This is a genomic window from Kitasatospora sp. NPDC058218 (assembly GCF_042882445.1).
Lineage (GTDB): Bacteria > Actinomycetota > Actinomycetes > Streptomycetales > Streptomycetaceae > Kitasatospora.
Map to the genome: position 1 here is coordinate 1 of NZ_JBHVWC010000023.1, position 19,947 is coordinate 19,947.

Sequence of the window (19,947 nt, forward strand, 5' to 3'; positions counted from 1 at the left end):
GGCCCGGGCCCGATTCCGCGCCCGGGCCCGGGCCCGGAACGACGAACGGGCGGGTGGTCCCCGAGGACCACCCGCCCGCACCGGGCATCACCACGCTCAGCGGCTGCGGCGCCGTCCGCCCCGGCCGCGCTCGCCGGTGCGCCCGGCGGCTCCGGCGTTGCGCCCGGCCCGGGCCGCCCTGGCCCGCCGGGTCGCCGCCTTGACCCCGCCGGGGCTCTCCCCCGCCTTGACCTGGATCACCCGGGTCGAGGTCTCCAGGGTGCCCTCGCCCACCGAGATGACCGTCCACTCGACCGCGCCCAGCTTGGCCAGCCCGGCCCGCGAGTCGGCCAGCTCCTGCTCGGCGCTGTCGCCCTTGAGCGCCAGCATCTGGCCGTGCGGGCGGAGCAGCGGCATGCCCCAGCCGGCCAGCCGGTCCAGCGGTGCCACCGCCCGGGCCGTCACCACGTCGACCGCGAGCTTGCCGACCATCTCCTCGGCCCGGCCGCGCAGCACGGTGACGTTCTCCAGGCCCAGCTCGCGGACCACCTCCTCCAGGAAGGTGGTCCGGCGCAGCAGCGGCTCCAGCAGCGTCACCGAGACGTCCGGACGCGCCAGGGCGACCGGGATGCCGGGCAGCCCGGCCCCGGAGCCGACGTCGCACAGGGTCGACCCGGGCGGCAGCAGCTCGGCGAGCACCGCGCAGTTCAGCACATGGCGGTCCCAGAGCCGGGGCACCTCGCGGGGGCCGATCAGCCCGCGCTGGACGCCCGCGGTGGCCAGCAGTTCGGTGTAGCGCACCGCCGCCTCGTAGCGGTCACCGAAGACCTCCCGGGCCACGGCCGGGGCTTCGGGCGGCCCCTCGGCCGCCGTGCCGTCGCCGCCCGGGCCCTCAGCGGCCGAACTACCGGCACCCGCCGCCGGTTCCCCGGCAGCCGCGCTCTCCGTGTCCATCTCGACCTCTCCGCTCCCCGGATCCACCGACCCGCTCTCCGCACTGTTTCACGTGAAACATCTCTCGCCGAGCTCCCGCCCTGCGAAGGGACGACGACCCCGCCCGCACGAGGCGGACGGGGTCGAGTCCTCTGAAGGTCACCGGCCGCCGAAGCGGCCGGTCATCGACTTCCCCGGTCTCAGGCCGGCAGCACGACCACGCACCGCTGGGGCTCTTCGCCCTCCGACTCGCTGCGCAGACCGGCCGCGGCCACGGCGTCGTGCACGACCTTGCGCTCGAAGGGCGTCATCGCCCGGAGCTTGACCTGCTCGCCCGAGCTCTTGGCCTGCTCCGCGGCCTTGGCACCGAGCTCGGCCAGCTCGGTGCGCTTGCGGGCGCGGAAGCCGGCAATGTCCAGCATGAGGCGGCTGCGCTCGCCGGTCTCCCGGTGGACAGCCAACCGGGTCAGCTCCTGCAGCGCCTCCAGCACCTCACCGTCCTGGCCGACCAGGCGCTGGAGGGAACGGTCGTTGCCTTCGCCGACGATGGAGACCAGGGCACGGTCGCCCTCGACGTCCATGTCGATGTCCCCATCGAGGTCGGCGATGTCGAGCAGACCCTCCAGGTAGTCCGCCGCGATGTCGCCCTCCTGCTCCAGACGGGAGATGAGGCTCTCGTCGGCGCTGGCAGCGTCCTCGACCTCGACGGCGGAGGTGGTGCCTTCCGTCACTGATGGACTCCTTCGGGGATGGGCCCGGATGGTGGGCCGGGAACGAGGTTCAGGGGGCCGCTGGGACGGTCCGGGGCCGATCGGGTCAGGACTTCTTCTTCGGCCGCTGGCCGCCCTGCCCACCGCGCTTCGGCTGCTGCCGGCCGCCCTGCTGCCGGGCCGTGCCGGACTTGGCCCCGGTGGGCCTGGTCGCGGTCGGCTTGGCGCTGCCGGACTCGGCCGGGGCGGCGGCCTCGGACTCCTCGGCCGGGGCCGGGGCGTCCTTGGTCAGGCTGGCCGTCGGGGCGCCACCGGTGTGCTGGCGCTGCGACTTGGTCTGCTTGCGCGGCTGCTGGCGACGCACCTGCACCGCGTCCTCGACGACGGCCTCGGCGGACGTGGCCGTCTTCTTCGGGGGCAGCAGGCCCCAGAGGGCGCCCTTGATCTCCGAGCCGTCCGGGTTGATGCGGCCGGCCTTCTTCAGACGGACCTGGCGCTCGTCCCAGGCCTTGCTGCCGGGAGTCGGGTTGTTCCGGATGACGATCAGCTGCTGGCCCATCGACCAGACGTTGGTGGTCAGCCAGTAGACCAGCACACCGACGGGGAAGTTGATGCCCATCACGGCGAACATGATCGGGAAGACGTACATCAGCATCTTCTGCTGCTGCATGAACGGCGTCTTGACCGTGAGGTCCACGTTCTTGGTCATCAGCTGGCGCTGCGTGATGAACTGCGACAGCGACATCATCACGATCATGATGGCGACGACGATCTTGACGCTGACGTCACTGCTGCCGACGAAGGTCGCCGAGAGCGGGGCGCCGAAGATGTGCGCCTGCTGGGCGCTGTCGAGCAGGGTGCCGTCGATGACGCCGATCGGCTTGCCGTCGGCGACCTTGGCGAGCACGCCGTAGAGAGCGGTGAAGAACGGCGCCTGGACGATGATGGGAAGGCAGCTGGAGAACGGGTTGGTACCCGCATCCTTGTACAGCTTCATCATCTCTTCGGACTGGCGCTGCTTGTCGTTCTTGTAGCGCTCCTGGATGGCCTTCATCTTCGGCTGGATCGCCTGCATGGCCCGGGTCGCCTTGATCTGCTTCACGAAGAGCGGGATCAGGCAGATCCGGATGACGACCACCATGGAGGCGATGGCCAGACCCCAGGCCCAGCCACCGTTCGGGTCGAAGACGTGGCTGTACAGCGAGTGGAACTGGACGATGATCCAGGACACCGCTGTGTACAGGGGATTCAGGAAGGAGAAGGTCACCGGTCAGGCTCCTTGGACATTGGGATTGGCCCCACGGGGCCAATGGTCGCCGGGCCCTCGGGGTCCGGACCGGCGGGGGGCGTGGCCACCGGCTGTTCGGCGGCGGACCCGCGGTTCAGCAGGTCGCGCAGCCGGCGGTGCCACACCGGGTGCTTGCGCGGCGGTACATGATCGACCCCGCCGGGCGTCCACGGATTGCAGCGCAGGATGCGCCACACGGTCAGGCCGCCGCCCTTGACCGCCCCGTGCACCTTCACGGCCTCGAAGCCGTAGTGCGAGCAGGAGGGGTAATAGCGGCACACCGGACCGAGCAGTGGGCTGATGGTCCACTGGTAGACCCTGATCAGACCCATCAGCAGGTACTTCATCGACCTGCTCCCGTCGGCGCCGTGGCGGCGGGCTCCGCCTTCAGCAGCCGCTTCAGCGCCGCGTCCAGGTCGCGTTCCAGATCCTGGTACGAGGCGGACGCGGCCTGGGGCAGCGCACGCACCACTATCAGGCTACCGGCGGGCAGCCTGGACAGACGATCACGGACGAGGTGGCGCAGTCGGCGCTTGACCAGGTTACGGACGACCGCCGGACCGACGGCCTTGCTCACGACGAAACCCGCACGCGCCGAAGGAGTCCCCTCGGCGACGTGCGGGCGGGAGTCGCTGGTCCGGTCGGCCTGCCCCGTCGGGTCACCGTCTCTGCTGAGATGGACAACCAGTAGGGGCCGGCCGGCCCGGCGACCGCGTTTCACTGCGGTCGCGAAGTCCTGGCGCCGCCGCAGCCGGTTTTCGGAGGGCAGCACAACAGACTCTGGCGCGGATCAGGCGGAGATGGCGCTGCGGCCCTTGCCACGGCGGGCGGCCAGGATGGCGCGGCCGGCGCGGGTACGCATACGCAGCCGGAAGCCGTGGGTCTTCGCGCGGCGACGGTTGTTCGGCTGGAAGGTGCGCTTGCTCACTCGGGGGCTCCTGAGGTGAATCGTAGGATGACGCGGAGTCGCTTGGCCGTCACCGTGCGTCCGCGTGATCTCCCCTGATACGGAAATCCGACCCGTCCTCCCAGTTCGGCTGGGGTTCAGGGCAATCCACGGCGCCCGTGCTGCGCGCCTTATGGAGCGGGTGGACCCGCGGACATGCGGCAGCGGCCATCGACAACTCGACCTGGTTACGGTACGCGGGACGGGGCACGAGGGTCAAACCAGCCGTTCGCGCCGGACCCTCCGGGCCGTGCCCGAGGCCTCCGTCGCCCACAGCCTGTGGACAACGACTTGATCCGGCTCTGTTCGCTGACTACCGTTGCAGGACTTGTCTGGTTTTGTTCTTCGTCAACGGACACAGATCCACAGTCTCTTGATCCACCACCCCTGCTGGAGCCGCGGGGAACCGAGAAAGCGTGCACCAGTGGCTGATGTCAACAGCGACCTCGTCCCGGTCTGGGCGAGAGTCGTCGAGCGGCTGGTCGGCGACCCGGACATCGGGGAGATGGACAAGCAGTGGGTGCAGCGCACCCAGCCGATGTGGATGATGCACGACACCGCCCTGCTGGCGACCCCCAACGAGCGGGCCAAGCAGGTGCTGGAGGGGCGGTTGCTGCCCCAGCTGACCGAGGCCCTCAGCCGCGAGCTCAGCCGCCCGGTCCGGATCGCGGTGATGGTCGACGCCAACGCCGTGCCCACCACCCTCGCGCCGGCGCAGGACGAGCAGTCGGCCGCCGAGCCGTACCAGCGGGGCGAGGGCGGCGACTACGGGCACCAGGGCTACGAGCGCCCCTACGAGTCCGAGTACGAGCACGACCAGTACGAGGGCTCCGGCTACCAGGAGCACCAGGCCCCGCCGTACGGCACCGGCCGCCCCGGCGGCTACGGCGCCGCGCCGCAGAACCCGTCCTGGGAGGGCCACCAGGGCTACCCCGAGCACGGCTCCGGCTACCCGGAGCAGGAGCCGCCAGCCCAGCGCCCGGCTCCCCGGCCGCTGCCCGGATCCTCGTCCACCACCCAGGGCGACCTCTTCGGCGGCGCCTACGGCCCCGGTCCCGGGGAGCACCTGCGGACCGCCGCCGGCCGGCGCGGCCCCGCGGGACGCCCGGGCCCCGGCCGCCCCGCGGACAAGCCCGGCCCCGAGCGCGCCACCGACCGCCCGGCCGTCCCCGGCGTGCCGGCCCCGCCCGGCGCTCCCCCGGCCGGCGGCTCCCGCAAGGACGAGCCCGCGGCCCGGCTGAACCCCAAGTACCTCTTCGACACCTTCGTCATCGGCGCGAGCAACCGCTTCGCGCACGCGGCGGCGGTGGCCGTCGCCGAGGCCCCGGCCAAGGCGTACAACCCGCTCTTCATCTACGGCGAGTCCGGGCTGGGCAAGACCCACCTGCTGCACGCCATCGGGCACTACTCGCGCAGCCTCTTCCCGGGGACCCGGGTGCGCTACGTGTCCTCGGAGGAGTTCACCAACGAGTTCATCAACTCGATCCGGGACGGCAAGGCGGACGCGTTCCGCAAGCGGTACCGGGACATGGACATCCTGCTCGTGGACGACGTGCAGTTCCTGGCGAGCAAGGAGTCCACACAGGAGGAGTTCTTCCACACCTTCAACACCCTGCACAACGCGAACAAGCAGATCGTCCTCTCGTCCGACCGGCCGCCCAAGCAGCTGATCACGCTGGAGGACCGGCTGCGCAACCGCTTCGAGTGGGGGCTGATCACCGACGTCACCCCGCCGGAGCTGGAGACCCGGATCGCGATCCTGCGCAAGAAGGCGATCCAGGAACAACTGAACGCCCCGGCGGACGTGTTGGAGTTCATCGCGTCCCGGATCACCCGCAACATCCGGGAGTTGGAGGGCGCCCTGATCCGGGTCACCGCCTTCGCCAACCTCAACCGGGCGCCGGTGGACCTGGAGTTGGCCGGCATCGTCCTCAAGGACCTGATCCCCGGCGGGGACGAGGACGCCGGCCCGGAGATCACCGCGCAGGTCATCATGCAGCAGACCGCGGCCTACTTCGGGCTGGGGGTGGACGACCTCTGCGGGTCCTCCCGCAGCCGGGTGCTGGTGACGGCGCGCCAGATCGCCATGTACCTCTGTCGGGAGCTGACCGACCTCTCGCTGCCGAAGATCGGTGCGCAGTTCGGCGGCCGCGACCACACCACGGTGATGCACGCCGACCGCAAGATCCGGTCGCTGATGGCCGAGCGCCGCTCGATCTACAACCAGGTCACCGAACTGACCAACCGCATCAAGAGCTAGCCGACCGGCCCGGCGGCCGTCCACAACCCCTCCCGAAGGGCGTCAGGAGCGATCCTGACGCCCTTTCGGCATATCCACAGGTGTGCACCGCCGATCGGCTGGGCAGGAATGCCACGACGGACGCTCCGCCAGTCCGCCGCCCGCGCCGAACATCTGACCGGTGGTTCGAACACCCCGGGCGCGCAGGGCCGTTGTCCACAGGGCGGGGCGGTTCTCCACCGTCCACAGGCCGTGGGCCTGCGAGTTATCCAGAATTCCTCCACAGGCCGCTCGCCGCTACGCTCTTCCGCGCAGGTCAGGTGCCTGTGGACTTGTGCACAACGGTTATCCACAGGGTGTGGACAATTGTCGGGCCGTCAGGGGGCCATTCGGGTTGTCCACCGGTTGTCCCCAGGGCGACGGCGGTTATCCCCAGGTTGTCCACAGCCGCGTCCACAGTTCGACAACCTTGGGCCCGCGTTCACGCCCTGGTGTGAAAGGCGTCACGAAATGTTGACCGGCCCCCGTGGATAACCCGGCCCGGATCTGGGGACGGCGCTGGGGATAACCTGTGGATACCCAACGTGCCCTGTGGGTAACGCTCCGCTGTCCACAGCGGGCCCTGCTCGTCCACAGCCGCCGTCCACACCTCCTGTGGACAAAAAACCTGGCCTGACCTGCGCAAACAGGGTTATCCACGGTTTCCACAGGCCCTACTACTACCACTACACCTATAGACCCATCGACATGCTTGAAAGCAGGTGGGGCCGAAATCTGTGGACAACCGCTCCCCGACATCTGTTCGGCTTGCTTCCGCCCGTCTGCCCCGTCTGTCGGTGGAGTACGTCAGACTGTCCTCTGGCGACTGGATGCGGAGTGGCAGAGCTCGGCGGCCGGCCGTACCGACGACCAAGATCAGAAGAACCAGACTTTGCGAGCGGGAGCGCTCGATCCAGGAGGCGGTTACCGGTGAAGTTCCGGGTGGAGCGTGACGTCCTCGCGGAGGCGGTGGCCTGGGCTGCCCGCAGCCTCCCGGCACGGCCGCCGGTGCCGGTGCTGGCCGGCCTGCTGCTGACGGCGCAGGAGGGCAGCCTGGCGCTGTCCGGCTTCGACTACGAGGTCTCGGCCCGGGTCGAGCTGGAGGCGGACATCGAGGAGGCCGGCACCGTGCTGGTCTCCGGCCGGCTGCTGAACGACATCTCGCGCAACCTTCCCAACAGGCCTGTGGAGATCTCCACCGACGGCCAGCGGGTCAGCGTGGTCTGCGGCAGCTCCCGGTTCACCCTCCCCACCCTGCCGGTGGACGAGTACCCGGCCCTGCCCCAGATGCCGACCGCGACCGGCACCGTCTCCGGTGACGTGTTCGCCTCGGCGGTCAGCCAGGCCGCGGTGGCCGCCGGCCGGGACGACACCCTGCCGGTGCTCACCGGTGTGCGGGTCGAGATCGAGGGCGACCGGATCACCCTGGCCGCCACCGACCGCTACCGCTTCGCCGTCCGCGAGCTGCTCTGGAAGCCCGAGCAGCCGGACATCTCCGCGGTCGCCCTGGTGCCCGCCAAGACCCTGCAGGACATCGCCAAGTCCCTGGGCAGCGGCGACACCGTCTCGATCGCCCTCTCCTCGGGCGGTGCGGGCGAGGGCCTGATCGGCTTCGAGGGCGCCGGCCGCCGGACCACCACCCGGCTGCTGGAGGGCGAGTTCCCCAAGTTCCGCAGCCTCTTCCCGACGGAGTTCAGCGCCGTCGCCGCGATCCAGACCCAGCCCTTCCTGGAGGCGCTCAAGCGCGTCTCGCTGGTCGCCGAGCGCAACACTCCGGTCCGGCTCAACTTCGAGCAGGGCGTGCTGACGCTGGAGGCCGGCTCGGGCGACGACGCCCAGGCCACCGAGCGGATCGACGCGGACCTGGAGGGCGACGACATCTCGATCGCCTTCAACCCGGGCTACCTGGAGGAGGGCCTCAAGGCCATCGACTCCGCCTACGCCCAGCTGAGCTTCACCACGCCGACCAAGCCGGCGCTGCTCAGCGGCAAGGCCGCGGTGGACACCGAGGCGGACGAGGCCTACCAGTACCTGATCATGCCGGTCCGCCTCTCCGGCTGACCCGCGGCCGGCGCAGCCCGGCCGACGTCACGCGCGTTACCCACAGGCTGTGCGCACAGCCTGTGGAAGGCCTCCCCCGGTCGGCCCGACCACGGGGAGGCCCTCGCACTTCAGCGCGTAGGCTCAGGGCAGCGCGGCAACGGCGCCGCAGGCAGGCACGTCACCACAGGTAAGGACTTGGTCATGGAGCTCGGCCTCATCGGTCTCGGCAAGATGGGCGGCAACATGCGCGAGCGGATCCGCCGCGCCGGCCACACCGTCATCGGCTACGACCGCAACCCGGACATCTCCGACGTCGAGAGCCTCCAGGAGCTCGTCACCAAGCTCCAGGGCCCGCGCGTGGTCTGGGTGATGGTTCCGGCCGGGGCCGCCACCCAGGCGACCGTGGACGAGCTCGCCGAGCTGCTCTCCCCCGGCGACGTGGTCGTGGACGGCGGGAACTCCCGCTGGACCGACGACATCAAGCACGCCGAGTCGCTGGCCGCCAAGGGCATCGGCTTCGTGGACTGCGGCGTCTCCGGCGGTGTCTGGGGCCTGGAGAACGGCTACGCGCTGATGTACGGCGGCAACGCCGAGCACGTCGCCGAGGCCAAGCCGATCTTCGACGCGCTCAAGCCCGAGGGCGACTTCGGTTCGGTGCACGCGGGCGCGGTCGGCGCCGGCCACTTCGCCAAGATGGTCCACAACGGCATCGAGTACGCGATGATGCAGGCCTTCGCCGAGGGCTGGGAGCTGCTGGAGGCGGCCCCCGAGGTCACCGACGTGCGCGAGGTCTTCCGCAGCTGGCAGGAGGGCACGGTCATCCGCTCCTGGCTGCTGGACCTCGCCGTCCGCGCCCTGGACGACGACGAGCACCTGGCCAAGCTCAAGGGCTGGGCCGCCGACTCCGGTGAGGGCCGCTGGACGGTCGAGGCCGCGATCGACCACGCCGTGCCGCTGCCGGCGATCACCGCCTCCCTCTTCGCCCGGTTCGCCTCCCGCCAGGACGACTCGCCGCAGATGAAGATGATCGCCGCGCTGCGCAACCAGTTCGGCGGCCACGCGGTCGAGTCGAAGTAACCGAGAACGGCCGGTTCCCGGGGGCCGTTCCCCGGGAAGCCACAGTCACAGAAGGCGAGCGCAGTCCACAGCCATGCACGTCGCGCATCTGTCGCTCGCCGACTTCCGTTCCTACGCCCGGGCCGAGGTTCCCCTCGACCCGGGCGTGACGGCGTTCGTCGGGCCCAACGGCCAGGGCAAGACCAACCTGGTCGAGGCGATCGGCTACGTCGCGACCCTGGGCAGCCACCGGGTGGCCACCGACGCCCCGCTGATCCGGCTCGGCGCCGAGCGGGCGGTGATCCGCACCTCGGTGCTGGCCGGGACCCGCAGCACCCTGGTCGAGCTGGAGATCACCCCGGGCAAGGCCAACCGGGCCCGGATCAACCGCTCCGACAACGTGCGCCCGCGTGACGTCCTGGGCCTGCTGCGCACCGTGCTGTTCGCCCCCGAGGACCTCAGCCTGGTCAAGGGCGACCCGGGCGAGCGCCGGCGCTTCCTGGACGAGCTGCTGACCGCCCGCGCGCCCCGGCTGGCCGGCGTCCGGCAGGACTACGAGCGGGTGCTCAAGCAGCGCAACGCCCTGCTGAAGACCGCCGCGATGGCCCGCCGCTCCGGCGGCGGCAAGGGTGCGGACCTCTCCACCCTGGAGGTCTGGGACGGCCATCTGGCACGCGCCGGAGCCGAGTTGACCGCCTTCCGGATCCAGCTGGTGGCCTCCCTGCAGCCCCTGGTGACCGCCGCGTACGGGCAGCTCGCGCCCGGCGGCGGCGAGACCGTGCTGGAGTACCGCAGCTCCTTCGAGGGCGAGCTGCCCACCAGCCGTGAGCAGGCCGAGGAGCAACTGCTCCAGGCCCTGCAGGCCGCCCGCAAGCAGGAGGTCGACCGAGGCCTGACGCTGGTCGGGCCGCACCGCGACGAGCTGGTCCTCAGGCTCGGCCCGCTGCCTGCCAAGGGATACGCCAGCCACGGCGAGTCCTGGTCCTTCGCGCTGGCGCTGCGGCTGGCCTCGTACGAGCTGTTGCGCGCCGACGGCGGCGAGCCGGTGCTGATCCTCGACGACGTCTTCGCCGAGCTGGACGCCACCCGCCGGGACCGGCTGGCCGAGCTGGTCGCCGGGGGCGAGCAGGTGCTGGTCACCGCGGCGGTCGCGGAGGACGTCCCGAAGGCGCTGGCCGGGGCCCGGTACGCGGTGGCCGACGGCGCGGTGCGCCGGGTCGACGCCTGACGGCCCGCTCCCCCGCTCCCCGACCCCCACCGACCTGCCGTCCGACCCGTCCGGCGTGCCCGGCGTGCTCCCGTTCCCGTCCGCTCCCGTACGCTGGACGGCTCACCGGCGCGCAGTCGCGACGGTTGTCCACAGGCTGGGGAAAGGAGATCGCCGTGAGCGATCCGACCGGGAAGTCCCCTCAGCCGGGCGCCCTCCCGCAGGGCGCCGCCGCGCCGGACGGCGCGGAGCTGACCGGGGCCGACCTGGCCCGCTCGGCGCTGCGGGCCGCCCGGGCGCAGGCCCGCCAGCGGGGCGAGCAGGTCCGGGAGAAGCGCGAGGCGAAGCGGTACGGGCTGCGCAGCGGGGCGCGTTCGGACGGCCGGGACCCGGTGCCGCTGGGCGCGGCGCTGAACCGCCTGCTGACCGAGCGCGGGTGGGAGTCCTCGGCGGCGGTGGGCGGGGTGATGGGCCGGTGGGCGCAGATCGTCGGCCCGGACATCGCGGCACACTGCGAGCCCACCTCCTACGACGACGCGGCCGCAGTGCTCACCGTGCAGTGCGACTCCACTGCCTGGGCCACCCAACTTCGCTGGCTGGCACGGCAGTTGGTGGCCCGCCTGAACCACGAGCTGGGGCAGGGCACGGTCAAGACGATCAAGGTGCTGGGGCCGGCCGCGCCGGTCCGCGGCTACGGCCGGCTGCGCGCGCCGGGCAGCAAGGGGCCGGGCGACACCTGGGGCTGACCGCGGCCGGCGCGGTGCCGAGCGGACCGGGATCTTCCGGAACCCCTGACGGCCCTTCCAGGCGCTCTGAGCCCCCGGGGCGAGTATCGGGACATGTGCGGAGGGGATTCAGGGCGGTACATCTGCCCTCAGGGGCTGCCAAACGCCCATCTCTGTCAGTCCTACCGGTAGACTGAAAGCCAAACACTGTTGCTAGTGGCAACCGAGTCAAAACGCCGTGGTCGCACGCCCTCCCGTCCAGTGGGAGGGGATGCGGCCCGTGCTGTGCCAGAGAGGGCGCTTCGTGGCCGATTCCGGCAACCCCAGCCAGACCCAAGAACCCATCGACCCGGCGACCGGAAAGGCCTACGACGCCGACGCCATCCAGGTGTTGGAGGGCCTCGACGCCGTCCGCAAGCGCCCCGGCATGTACATCGGCTCCACGGGCGAGCGCGGCCTGCACCACCTGGTGTACGAGGTCGTGGACAACTCCGTCGACGAGGCGCTGGCCGGGCACGCCGACACCATCGACGTCACGATCCTGGCCGACGGCGCGGTGCGGGTGGTCGACAACGGCCGCGGCATCCCGGTGGGCATGATCGCGAGCCAGGGCAAGCCGGCCGTCGAGGTCGTCCTGACGGTGCTCCACGCGGGCGGCAAGTTCGGCGGCGGCGGCTACGCGGTCTCCGGCGGCCTGCACGGTGTCGGTGTCTCGGTCGTGAACGCGCTGTCGACCCGGCTCGCGGTGGAGATCCACACCGACGGCTTCCGTTGGACGCAGGAGTACAAGCAGGGCGCGCCGACGGCTCCGCTGGCCAAGCACGAGGCGACCGGGCGCACCGGTACCAGCGTCACCTTCTGGGCCGACCCGGACATCTTCGAGACCACCGTCTACTCCTTCGAGACGCTGTCGCGGCGCTTCCAGGAGATGGCCTTCCTCAACAAGGGCCTGACCATCTCGCTGACGGACGAGCGCCCGGAGCACGCGGACGAGGACGGCACGCCGCTCTCGGTGACGTACAAGTACGACGGCGGCATCGCCGACTTCGTGGCGCACCTCAACTCCCGCAAGGGCGAGGTGATCCACCCCTCGGTGATCGACTTCGAGTCCGAGGACAAGGACAAGTCGATCTCGGTGGAGATCGCGATGCAGTGGAACACCTCGTACACCGAGGGCGTCTACAGCTTCGCCAACACCATCCACACGCACGGCGGCGGCACCCACGAGGAGGGCTTCCGCGCGGCGCTGACCGGCCTGGTCAACCGCTACGCGCGGGACAAGAAGCTGCTGCGCGAGAAGGACGACAACCTCTCCGGCGAGGACATCCGCGAGGGTCTGACCGCGATCATCTCGGTCAAGCTGGGCGAGCCGCAGTTCGAGGGCCAGACCAAGGACAAGCTCGGCAACACCGAGGCGAAGACCTTCGTCCAGAAGGTGGTGCACGAGCAGCTGAACGACTGGCTGGACCGCCACCCGGTGGAGGCTTCGGAGATCATCCGCAAGTCGATCCAGGCCGCCACCGCCCGCGTCGCCGCCCGCAAGGCCCGCGACCTGACGCGCCGCAAGGGCCTGCTGGAGAGCGCGTCGCTGCCGGGCAAGCTGAGCGACTGCCAGTCCAAGGACCCGGCCGAGTGCGAGATCTTCATCGTCGAGGGTGACTCCGCCGGCGGCTCGGCCAAGCAGGGCCGTGACCCGCGCATCCAGGCGATCCTCCCGATCCGCGGCAAGATCCTCAACGTCGAGAAGGCGCGGATCGACAAGGTGCTGCAGAACACCGAGGTCCAGGCGCTGATCTCGGCCTTCGGCTGCGGCATCCAGGAGGACTACGACGAGTCCAAGCTGCGCTATCACAAGATCGTTCTGATGGCGGACGCCGACGTCGACGGGCAGCACATCCGCACCCTGCTGCTGACCCTGCTGTTCCGCTTCATGCGGCCGCTGGTCGAGTCCGGCTACGTGTACCTGGCGATGCCCCCGCTCTACAAGATCAAGTGGGGCAAGGACGACTTCGACTACGTCTACTCCGACCGCGAGCGCGACGCCACCATCGCGGCGGGCGTCGCGGCCGGGCGCCGGCTGCCCAAGGACGACGCGATCCAGCGCTTCAAGGGTCTGGGCGAGATGAACGCCGAGGAGCTGCGGATCACCACCATGGACCAGGCGCACCGACTGCTGCAGCAGATCACCCTGGAGGACGCGGCCCGCGCCGACGACCTGTTCTCCGTCCTGATGGGCGAGGACGTCGAGGCACGCCGCTCCTTCATCCAGCGCAACGCCAAGGACGTCCGCTTCCTGGACGTGTGACGGGGCCCGCCCCTGCCAGCACAGTCCAGTCACGCGTGAAAGGAAACTGACCACCAGTGGTCGACGACAACCGTCCCGACGGCGAGCAGCCGGACGCCAGCACCGCCACCGACACGTTCGTGTCCCGGGTCGAGCCGATCGAGCTCGAGACCGAGATGCAGCGCTCCTACCTCGACTACGCGATGAGCGTGATCGTCAGCCGTGCGCTGCCCGAGGTCCGCGACGGCCTCAAGCCGGTGCACCGGCGCGTGCTCTACGCGATGTACGACGGCGGGTACCGCCCCGAGAAGGGCTACTACAAGTGCGCCCGCGTCGTCGGCGACGTCATGGGCAACTACCACCCGCACGGTGACACCTCGATCTACGACACCGTGGTCCGCCTGGCCCAGCCGTGGTCGCTGCGGATGCCGCTGGTGGACGGCAACGGCAACTTCGGCTCGCCGGGCAACGACCCGGCCGCGGCCATGCGCTACACCGAGTGCAAGATGATGCCGCTCGCCATGGAGATGATGCGCGACATCGACGAGGAGACCGTCGACTTCGCCGCCAACTACGACGGCCGCTCGCAGGAGCCCACCGTCCTGCCGGCGCGCATCCCCAACCTGCTGATCAACGGTGCCACCGGCATCGCGGTCGGCATGGCCACCAACATCCCGCCGCACAACCTCCGCGAGGTCGCCTCCGGCGCGCTCTGGGCGCTGGAGCACCCGGACGCCTCCAACGAGGACCTGCTGGAGGCCCTGATCGAGCGGATCAAGGGCCCGGACTTCCCGACCGGCGCCCTGATCGTCGGCCGCCGCGGGATCGAGGACGCGTACCGCACCGGGCGCGGCTCGATCACCATGCGCGCGGTGGTCGAGGTCGAGGAGATCCAGGGCCGTCAGTGCCTGGTGATCACCGAGCTGCCCTACCAGGTCAACCCGGACAACCTCGCGCTGAAGATCGCCGACCTGGTCAAGGACGGCAAGGTCGCCGGCATCGCCGACGTCCGCGACGAGTCCTCGTCCCGGACGGGTCAGCGCCTGGTCGTGGTGCTCAAGCGCGACGCCGTCGCCAAGGTGGTGCTGAACAACCTCTACAAGCACACCGACCTGCAGACCAACTTCGGTGCCAACATGCTGGCGCTGGTGGACGGCGTGCCGCGCACGCTGTCGCTCGACGCGTTCATCCGGCACTGGGTGAACCACCAGGTCGAGGTCATCGTCCGGCGCACCACCTTCCGGCTGCGCAAGGCCGAGGAGCGGGCGCACATCCTGCGCGCGCTGCTCAAGGCGCTGGACCAGATCGACGCGGTGATCGCGCTGATCCGGGCCTCGGAGAGCGCGGACGCGGCCCGCAGCGGCCTGATGGACCTGCTGCAGATCGACGAGATCCAGGCCAACGCGATCCTGGAGATGCAGCTGCGCAGGCTGGCCGCGCTGGAGAGCGCGCGCATCCAGAGCGAGCACGACGAGCTGCAGGCGAAGATCAACGAGTACAACGCGATCCTCGCCTCGCCGTCCCGCCAGCGCGAGATCATCTCCGAGGAGCTGACCGCGATCGTCGAGAAGTACGGCGACGAGCGGCGCTCCACGCTGATCCCCTTCGACGGCGACATGTCCGTCGAGGACCTCATCGCCGAGGAGGACATCGTCGTCACGATCACCCGTGGCGGCTACGTCAAGCGGACCCGCTCCGACCTCTACCGCTCGCAGAAGCGCGGCGGCAAGGGCGTGCGCGGCGCCCAGCTGAAGCAGGACGACATCGTCGACCACTTCTTCGTGACGACGACCCACAACTGGATCCTGTTCTTCACCAACAAGGGCCGGGTCTACCGGGCCAAGGGCTACGAGCTGCCGGACGCCGGCCGGGACGCCCGCGGCCAGCACGTGGCCAACCTGCTGGCCTTCCAGCCGGAGGAGCACATCACCCAGGTGATGGCGGTGCGCACCTACGAGGACAAGCCGTACCTCGTCCTCGCCACCCGGGCCGGCCTGGTGAAGAAGTCCGCGCTCAAGGACTACGACTCGCCGCGCTCCGGCGGCCTGATCGCGATCAACCTGCGACAGGACGAGGAGGGCCGGGACGACGAGCTGATCGGCGCCGAGCTGGTCTCCGCCGAGGACGACCTCCTGCTGGTCTCCCGCAAGGCCCAGTCGATCCGGTTCACCGCGACCGACGACGCGCTGCGGCCCACCGGCCGCGCCACCTCCGGCGTCAAGGGCATGTCCTTCCGCGAGGACGACGAACTGCTGTCGATGAACGTGGTCCGGCCGGGGACGTACGTCTTCACCGCCACCGACGGCGGCTACGCCAAGCGCACCGGGGTGGACGAGTACCGTGTCCAGGGACGCGGTGGCTTCGGCACCAAGGCGGCGAAGATCGTCGAGGGCCGGGGTTCGCTGGTGGGCGCCCTGGTGGTGGACGACTCCGACGAGATCATGGCGATCACCCTCTCGGGTGGGGTGATCCGCACGAGGGTTTCCGAGGTTCGTGAAACCGGACGTGACACCATGGGCGTCCAACTGATCAACCTCGGAAAGCGCGACGCGGTGGTGGGCATGGCCCGCAACGCGGAGGCCGAGGACGAGTTGCTGGAGGACGAGGCGGTCGACGCCGAGTCCACCGAGGTGGCCGAGGGTACGGAGACGGCGGGCGGCGAGGAAGCCCAGGCCTGATCCCTACCGCGCAGGCCGGTACCGCCACGTCCGTCCACGGGCGCGGCGGTACCGGCCGCCGACCGGTTCCGGGCAATCCCGCCGGGTGCTGGATGACGAGTGACGACGCAGGGCGGCGCCGCCGCCCTGGTGGGAAGTGCGGGAGGACCAGTGAGTGGAGCCACGGGTGCTGCGGGAGGAGCCACCGGCGGCCGTCCGGGCGCAGCACAGGGCGGCGGGGGCTACGGGGTGCCGCAGCCGCCGGCCGAGCACCCCTCCGCGTCCACCTCGCTGATGCCACCGGTCGGTGCGGCGGGCCAGGGCGGCGGGGCGACGTACGGCGGGCAGTCGACTCCCCCGCCGCCGCCGGGTGCCCCGGCGCCGGGCGGGAGCGGGTTCTCGCAGCCGACCACGTACGCCAAGGGGCAGCCGACGCCGCCCCGGGGCACCCGGGTGGGCGGCAACACCCCGCCCGGCGGGACGCCCGTCCCGGGCGGTGCCCCGCGCCGGTCCGCCCCCGCGCCGGCCGCCGCCGGCCCGGGCCTCGGCCGGACCCGCAAGGCGCGGCTGCGCGTGACCAAGGCCGACCCGTGGTCGGTGATGAAGGTCAGCTTCCTGCTGTCGCTGGCGGTCGGGATCATCATCATCGTGGCGGCCGCGGTGCTGTGGATGACGCTGGACTCGCTCGGGGTGTTCGACTCGCTGGCCAAGACCCTCAAGGAGGTCACCGCCGGCGAGGCCCCTAACAGCGGCATCAACCTGATGGACTACGTCGGGTTCGGCAAGGTGATGACCTTCACCTCGCTGATCGCCGTGGTCGACGTGGTGCTGCTGACCGCGCTGTCCACGCTCTCGGCGTTCATCTACAACGCGGCGGCCGGCTTCACCGGCGGTATCGAGCTGACCCTGGCCGAGGAGGACTGACCCCGGCCGCGCCGGCCGGGGGCTGACCCCCGGTCATATCTTCGTCCGCGGACGGAATGTGCGGGCCCCGGAGGCTGTTACAGCCTCCGGGGCCCGTCGGCATTTCGGGTGACAGCCGGTCCCCGCGGCGTGCCGTCCGGCCGGGCGTCCGTCGCGGTGGGATTAGCTGGGTGCGCTCGTGCCGAGTTTCCGACTGCCGCAGGCCGCCCCCCGGTCCGACCGGCCGGGGTAGGTACGGCTGTGCAGGTACGGCTGGACGGAGGCGCGCGATGGCTCAGCTCGCAAGGCAACTGGTCGAGGCCCTGGAAGGGCTGCTGGGGGTCCCGGTACCGCTGCGGGTGCAGGTGTGGGACGGCAGTGCCGCCGGGCCGCCGGGGGCGCCCACGGTGGTGCTGCGCAACCGGCGGGCACTGCGCCGGCTGCTCTGGCAGCCGGGCGAGCTGGGCCTGGCCCGCGCCTACGTCTCGGGAGACCTGGAGCTCGCCCCCGGCACCGACCTCTACGAGGTGCTGACGGTGGTCGCGCACGTCGCCGAGCGCCCGGAGATCCGCGGGCTGGCGCTGGGCCCCGGCGACGTGGTCGGCCCCAGGGGCCGCCAAGTGCTGGGGGCCCTGCTGCGGGCCGGTGCGCTCGGTCCGCAGCCCACCCCGCCGCCGGAGGAGGCCGGGGCGGTCCGCGGGCGGCTGCACAGCCGGGGCCGGGACCGCGCGGCCATCAGCCACCACTACGACGTCGGCAACGACTTCTACGGGCTCGTCCTGGGCCCGTCGATGGTGTACTCCTGCGCCTACTGGGAGCCCGCCGCGAAGAGCCTGGAGGCGGCCCAGGAGGCCAAGCTCGACCTGATCTGCCGCAAGCTCGGCCTGCGGCCCGGGATGCGCCTGCTGGACGTCGGCTGCGGCTGGGGCTCGCTGGTGCTGCACGCGGCGCGGCACTACGGCGTCACGGCGGTCGGCGTCTCCATCTCCGCGGAGCAGGTCTCCCTGGCCCGCCGGCGGGTCGAGGAGGCCGGCCTGGCCGACCGGATCGAGATCCGCCTCCAGGACTACCGGGAGATCCCGGACGGCCCGTTCGACGCGATCTCCAGCGTCGGCATGGCCGAGCACGTCGGCTCCGAGCAGTACCGGGTCTACGCCGAGGGCCTGTACGGCCTGCTGGTGCCCGGTGGCCGGCTGCTCAACCACCAGATCGCCCGCCGCCCGGACCACCCGGGCGAGCCGCACCGCCCGAGCCCGTTCATCGACCGCTACGTCTTCCCGGACGGCGAGCTCTCCCCGGTCGGTTCCACCGTGGCCCGGCTGGAGGAGGCCGGCTTCGAGGTCCGCGACGTCGAGTCGCTGCGCGAGCACTACGGGCTGACGCTGCGCGAGTGGGTGGCCAACCTGGAGGCGCACTGGACGGAGGCGGTCCGGCTGGTCGGCCGGGGCCGGGCCCGGGTCTGGCGGCTGTACATGGCGGCCTCCGCGCTCGCCTTCGAGGAGAACCGGATCGGGATCAATCAGATCCTCGCCGTCCGGACCGGTCCCGAGGGCGCCGCCCACCTTCCGGCCACCCGTGAGGAGTGGTTGCTCCGTCGCCCCACCGCTTCCCACCAGCGGACTGCCGCCGCGGCCCCCGCCGATCAGGATTTTGGAGATCGGCCGTCGGTCCGCTAATCTTTCAGTGCGGCAAGGGCCTATAGCTCAGACGGTTAGAGCGCTTCCCTGATAAGGAAGAGGCCACAGGTTCAAGTCCTGTTAGGCCCACCACCGCGAAGGGCCCGGAGCGATCTCGCTCCGGGCCCTTCGGCGTTTCCGCGTTCTCGGGAACCACGGGCCCGTCCCGGGGGTTGTTCGGGAAGGACGGGTGGAGGGATGGTGGCGGTATGGCGCTGTTCTGGGCGATGAGCATCCCCGGGTTGGTCTGCGCGCTGGTGGCGCTGGCCTTCGTCGACCAGCTGGCGCTGCGGGCGCGCAGGTCGCGCTGGATCCCGTGGCGGGGGACGGGCCGGGAGGGTCAGGTCTCGGCGACCGGATTCGAGCAGCTGCACGCGCAGTTCGCGGCGGGCAAGCAGCACGAGCTGGACGAGCGGCGCAGCACGCTGATGCTGCGCGACGAGGAGGGCGAGGGCGCTCCGCCGCGGACCAGGGTGGACCTGGCGTCCGGTACCGCCGTGGTGGTCGCGCGGCCCCGCCGGTGACCGGTCCGGGGCGCGTCGGGGGCGGTCCCCGGGCCGGTCCGGAGCGGGCCGACCGTACGACAGAAGGTATGGCGTCAATCCTGCGGCCGGACGCCTTGGTTGGCGGCAGCGGTGGCTGGTCACGATTGGGACACCGGTGTGTATCATCGGCCGCAAGGGCAGTCTGGCACCCGGCAGCCCGTTCGTGCTCGTGACAACTCAAGGACTCGTCGGCCCGGCCAATCCGGTCGGGGCACGGCTGTTGAGTCCGATACGCAAGAAGGACGAGGTCCCGCGGTGAAGAAGCTTCTCCTGGTCGCCCTGGTCGCCCTCGGCGGCTTCTTTGTCTACCGTCAGGTCCAGGCGGACCGCGCCGAGCAGGACCTGTGGACCGAGGCCACCGACCCGGTCCCGGCCGGCCGCTGAGGCCCCGGCCGATCTGACGATCGACGATCTTCGGAGGCGCCGCACGGCGCCTCCCGGGCCGGTCGGCCCGGTCGGGTGACCGGGCGGGCCGGCTTCCGGGCACCGGTCGGGCACGAGTGTCGGGACAGGGCGTGGGATTCGCGCCGGAACCCGGTACGCTGGTGCCCGGCGGTACGCACGGTGCCGTCGAGGGGCTTTAGCTCAGTTGGTAGAGCGCTGCCTTTGCAAGGCAGATGTCAGGAGTTCGAGTCTCCTAAGCTCCACAGACGAACAGGCGATCGGGCGGCCCCCCCGCGGGGGGGGGCCGGGGCCTCCCGGTTCCGGGGCCTCCCG

The 19,947-nt window shown here is 71.1% G+C and carries 17 protein-coding genes and 2 tRNA genes; 13 read left to right on the forward strand and 6 right to left on the reverse strand.

Translation table 11 applies throughout. The features are described from left to right. Positions 1-96 precede the first annotated feature (96 nt). The 6 genes from rsmG to rpmH all read right to left on the reverse strand — a co-directional run bounded on the left by rsmG (position 97) and on the right by rpmH (position 3,838). Entirely contained in the window at positions 97-933 is an 837-nt protein-coding gene (rsmG, locus tag ACFVYI_RS16445; protein ID WP_387885764.1) for a 16S rRNA (guanine(527)-N(7))-methyltransferase RsmG, read from the reverse strand. 179 nt (positions 934-1,112) lie between these two features. Next, a complete protein-coding gene (locus ACFVYI_RS16450) occupies positions 1,113-1,643 on the reverse strand; it encodes a protein jag (RefSeq protein WP_387885766.1) in 531 nt (176 codons plus the stop codon). Positions 1,644-1,728: 85 nt separating this feature from the next. Continuing rightward, entirely contained in the window at positions 1,729-2,889 is a 1,161-nt protein-coding gene (yidC, locus tag ACFVYI_RS16455) for a membrane protein insertase YidC (protein WP_387885769.1), read from the reverse strand. Further along, positions 2,886-3,257, reverse strand: coding sequence for a membrane protein insertion efficiency factor YidD (gene yidD, locus ACFVYI_RS16460; protein ID WP_387885771.1), 372 nt, complete (start codon positions 3,255-3,257; stop codon positions 2,886-2,888). The genes yidC and yidD overlap by 4 nt, the downstream gene beginning before the upstream one ends. Further along, entirely contained in the window at positions 3,254-3,682 is a 429-nt protein-coding gene (gene rnpA, locus ACFVYI_RS16465) for a ribonuclease P protein component (RefSeq protein ID WP_360632487.1), read from the reverse strand. Before rnpA ends, yidD begins: the two co-directional genes overlap by 4 nt. 18 nt (positions 3,683-3,700) lie before the next feature. Then, complete coding sequence (gene rpmH, locus ACFVYI_RS16470; RefSeq protein WP_148643823.1) at positions 3,701-3,838, reverse strand: 50S ribosomal protein L34; 138 nt, start codon at positions 3,836-3,838, stop codon at positions 3,701-3,703. Positions 3,839-4,280: 442 nt separating this feature from the next. Here rpmH and dnaA point away from each other — a divergent pair, with 442 nt between their 5' ends. The 13 genes from dnaA (at position 4,281) to ACFVYI_RS16535 (ending at position 19,877) form a co-directional block, all read left to right on the forward strand. Beyond that, the gene (gene dnaA, locus ACFVYI_RS16475) at positions 4,281-6,116 is read left to right on the forward strand and encodes a chromosomal replication initiator protein DnaA (protein WP_387885775.1); all 1,836 of its coding nucleotides are present in this window, start codon (positions 4,281-4,283) and stop codon (positions 6,114-6,116) included. A 948-nt stretch (positions 6,117-7,064) separates the two neighbouring features. Next, positions 7,065-8,195, forward strand: a complete 1,131-nt coding sequence (dnaN, locus tag ACFVYI_RS16480; RefSeq protein WP_387885777.1) for a DNA polymerase III subunit beta — start codon at positions 7,065-7,067, stop codon at positions 8,193-8,195. Positions 8,196-8,378: 183 nt separating this feature from the next. Beyond that, positions 8,379-9,254: a phosphogluconate dehydrogenase (NAD(+)-dependent, decarboxylating) gene (gnd, locus tag ACFVYI_RS16485; RefSeq protein ID WP_387885779.1), complete on the forward strand. Its 876-nt coding sequence runs from the start codon at positions 8,379-8,381 to the stop codon at positions 9,252-9,254. A 73-nt stretch (positions 9,255-9,327) separates the two neighbouring features. After that, positions 9,328-10,461: a DNA replication/repair protein RecF gene (gene recF / locus ACFVYI_RS16490; protein WP_387885781.1), complete on the forward strand. Its 1,134-nt coding sequence runs from the start codon at positions 9,328-9,330 to the stop codon at positions 10,459-10,461. 230 nt (positions 10,462-10,691) lie between these two features. Then, positions 10,692-11,186 carry a DUF721 domain-containing protein gene (locus ACFVYI_RS16495; RefSeq protein WP_387886012.1) on the forward strand — a complete coding sequence of 165 codons (495 nt, stop codon included), beginning with the start codon at positions 10,692-10,694 and terminating at the stop codon, positions 11,184-11,186. A 259-nt stretch (positions 11,187-11,445) separates the two neighbouring features. Then, complete coding sequence (gyrB, locus tag ACFVYI_RS16500; protein WP_387885784.1) at positions 11,446-13,470, forward strand: DNA topoisomerase (ATP-hydrolyzing) subunit B; 2,025 nt, start codon at positions 11,446-11,448, stop codon at positions 13,468-13,470. Between the two features lie 119 nt (positions 13,471-13,589). After that, a complete protein-coding gene (gyrA, locus tag ACFVYI_RS16505; RefSeq protein WP_387886013.1) occupies positions 13,590-16,127 on the forward strand; it encodes a DNA gyrase subunit A in 2,538 nt (845 codons plus the stop codon). Positions 16,128-16,277: 150 nt separating this feature from the next. After that, the gene (locus tag ACFVYI_RS16510; RefSeq protein WP_387885786.1) at positions 16,278-17,030 is read left to right on the forward strand and encodes a DUF3566 domain-containing protein; all 753 of its coding nucleotides are present in this window, start codon (positions 16,278-16,280) and stop codon (positions 17,028-17,030) included. Positions 17,031-17,299: 269 nt separating this feature from the next. Continuing rightward, positions 17,300-18,685: a class I SAM-dependent methyltransferase gene (locus ACFVYI_RS16515; RefSeq protein WP_387885789.1), complete on the forward strand. Its 1,386-nt coding sequence runs from the start codon at positions 17,300-17,302 to the stop codon at positions 18,683-18,685. A 16-nt stretch (positions 18,686-18,701) separates the two neighbouring features. Then, positions 18,702-18,778, forward strand: a tRNA-Ile gene (locus tag ACFVYI_RS16520). 116 nt (positions 18,779-18,894) lie between these two features. Further along, a complete protein-coding gene (locus tag ACFVYI_RS16525) occupies positions 18,895-19,209 on the forward strand; it encodes a DUF6191 domain-containing protein (protein ID WP_387885791.1) in 315 nt (104 codons plus the stop codon). A gap of 276 nt (positions 19,210-19,485) precedes the next feature. Continuing rightward, a complete protein-coding gene (locus ACFVYI_RS16530; RefSeq protein ID WP_014137031.1) occupies positions 19,486-19,614 on the forward strand; it encodes a DLW-39 family protein in 129 nt (42 codons plus the stop codon). Between the two features lie 190 nt (positions 19,615-19,804). Next, positions 19,805-19,877: transfer RNA gene (locus ACFVYI_RS16535), tRNA-Ala, on the forward strand. Positions 19,878-19,947: the final 70 nt, after the last annotated feature.

Excerpts from the sequence above, each read along its gene's own strand:
- ACFVYI_RS16525 (WP_387885791.1), top strand. The coding sequence starts at position 18,895 with ATGGCGCTGTTCTGGGCGATGAGCATCCCCGGGTTGGTCTGCGCGCTG.
- ACFVYI_RS16515 (WP_387885789.1), top strand. The coding sequence starts at position 17,300 with ATGGCTCAGCTCGCAAGGCAACTGGTCGAGGCCCTGGAAGGGCTGCTG.
- rsmG (WP_387885764.1), bottom strand. The coding sequence starts at position 933 with ATGGACACGGAGAGCGCGGCTGCCGGGGAACCGGCGGCGGGTGCCGGT.
- recF (WP_387885781.1), top strand. The coding sequence starts at position 9,328 with ATGCACGTCGCGCATCTGTCGCTCGCCGACTTCCGTTCCTACGCCCGG.
- gnd (WP_387885779.1), top strand. The coding sequence starts at position 8,379 with ATGGAGCTCGGCCTCATCGGTCTCGGCAAGATGGGCGGCAACATGCGC.
- yidD (WP_387885771.1), bottom strand. The coding sequence starts at position 3,257 with ATGAAGTACCTGCTGATGGGTCTGATCAGGGTCTACCAGTGGACCATC.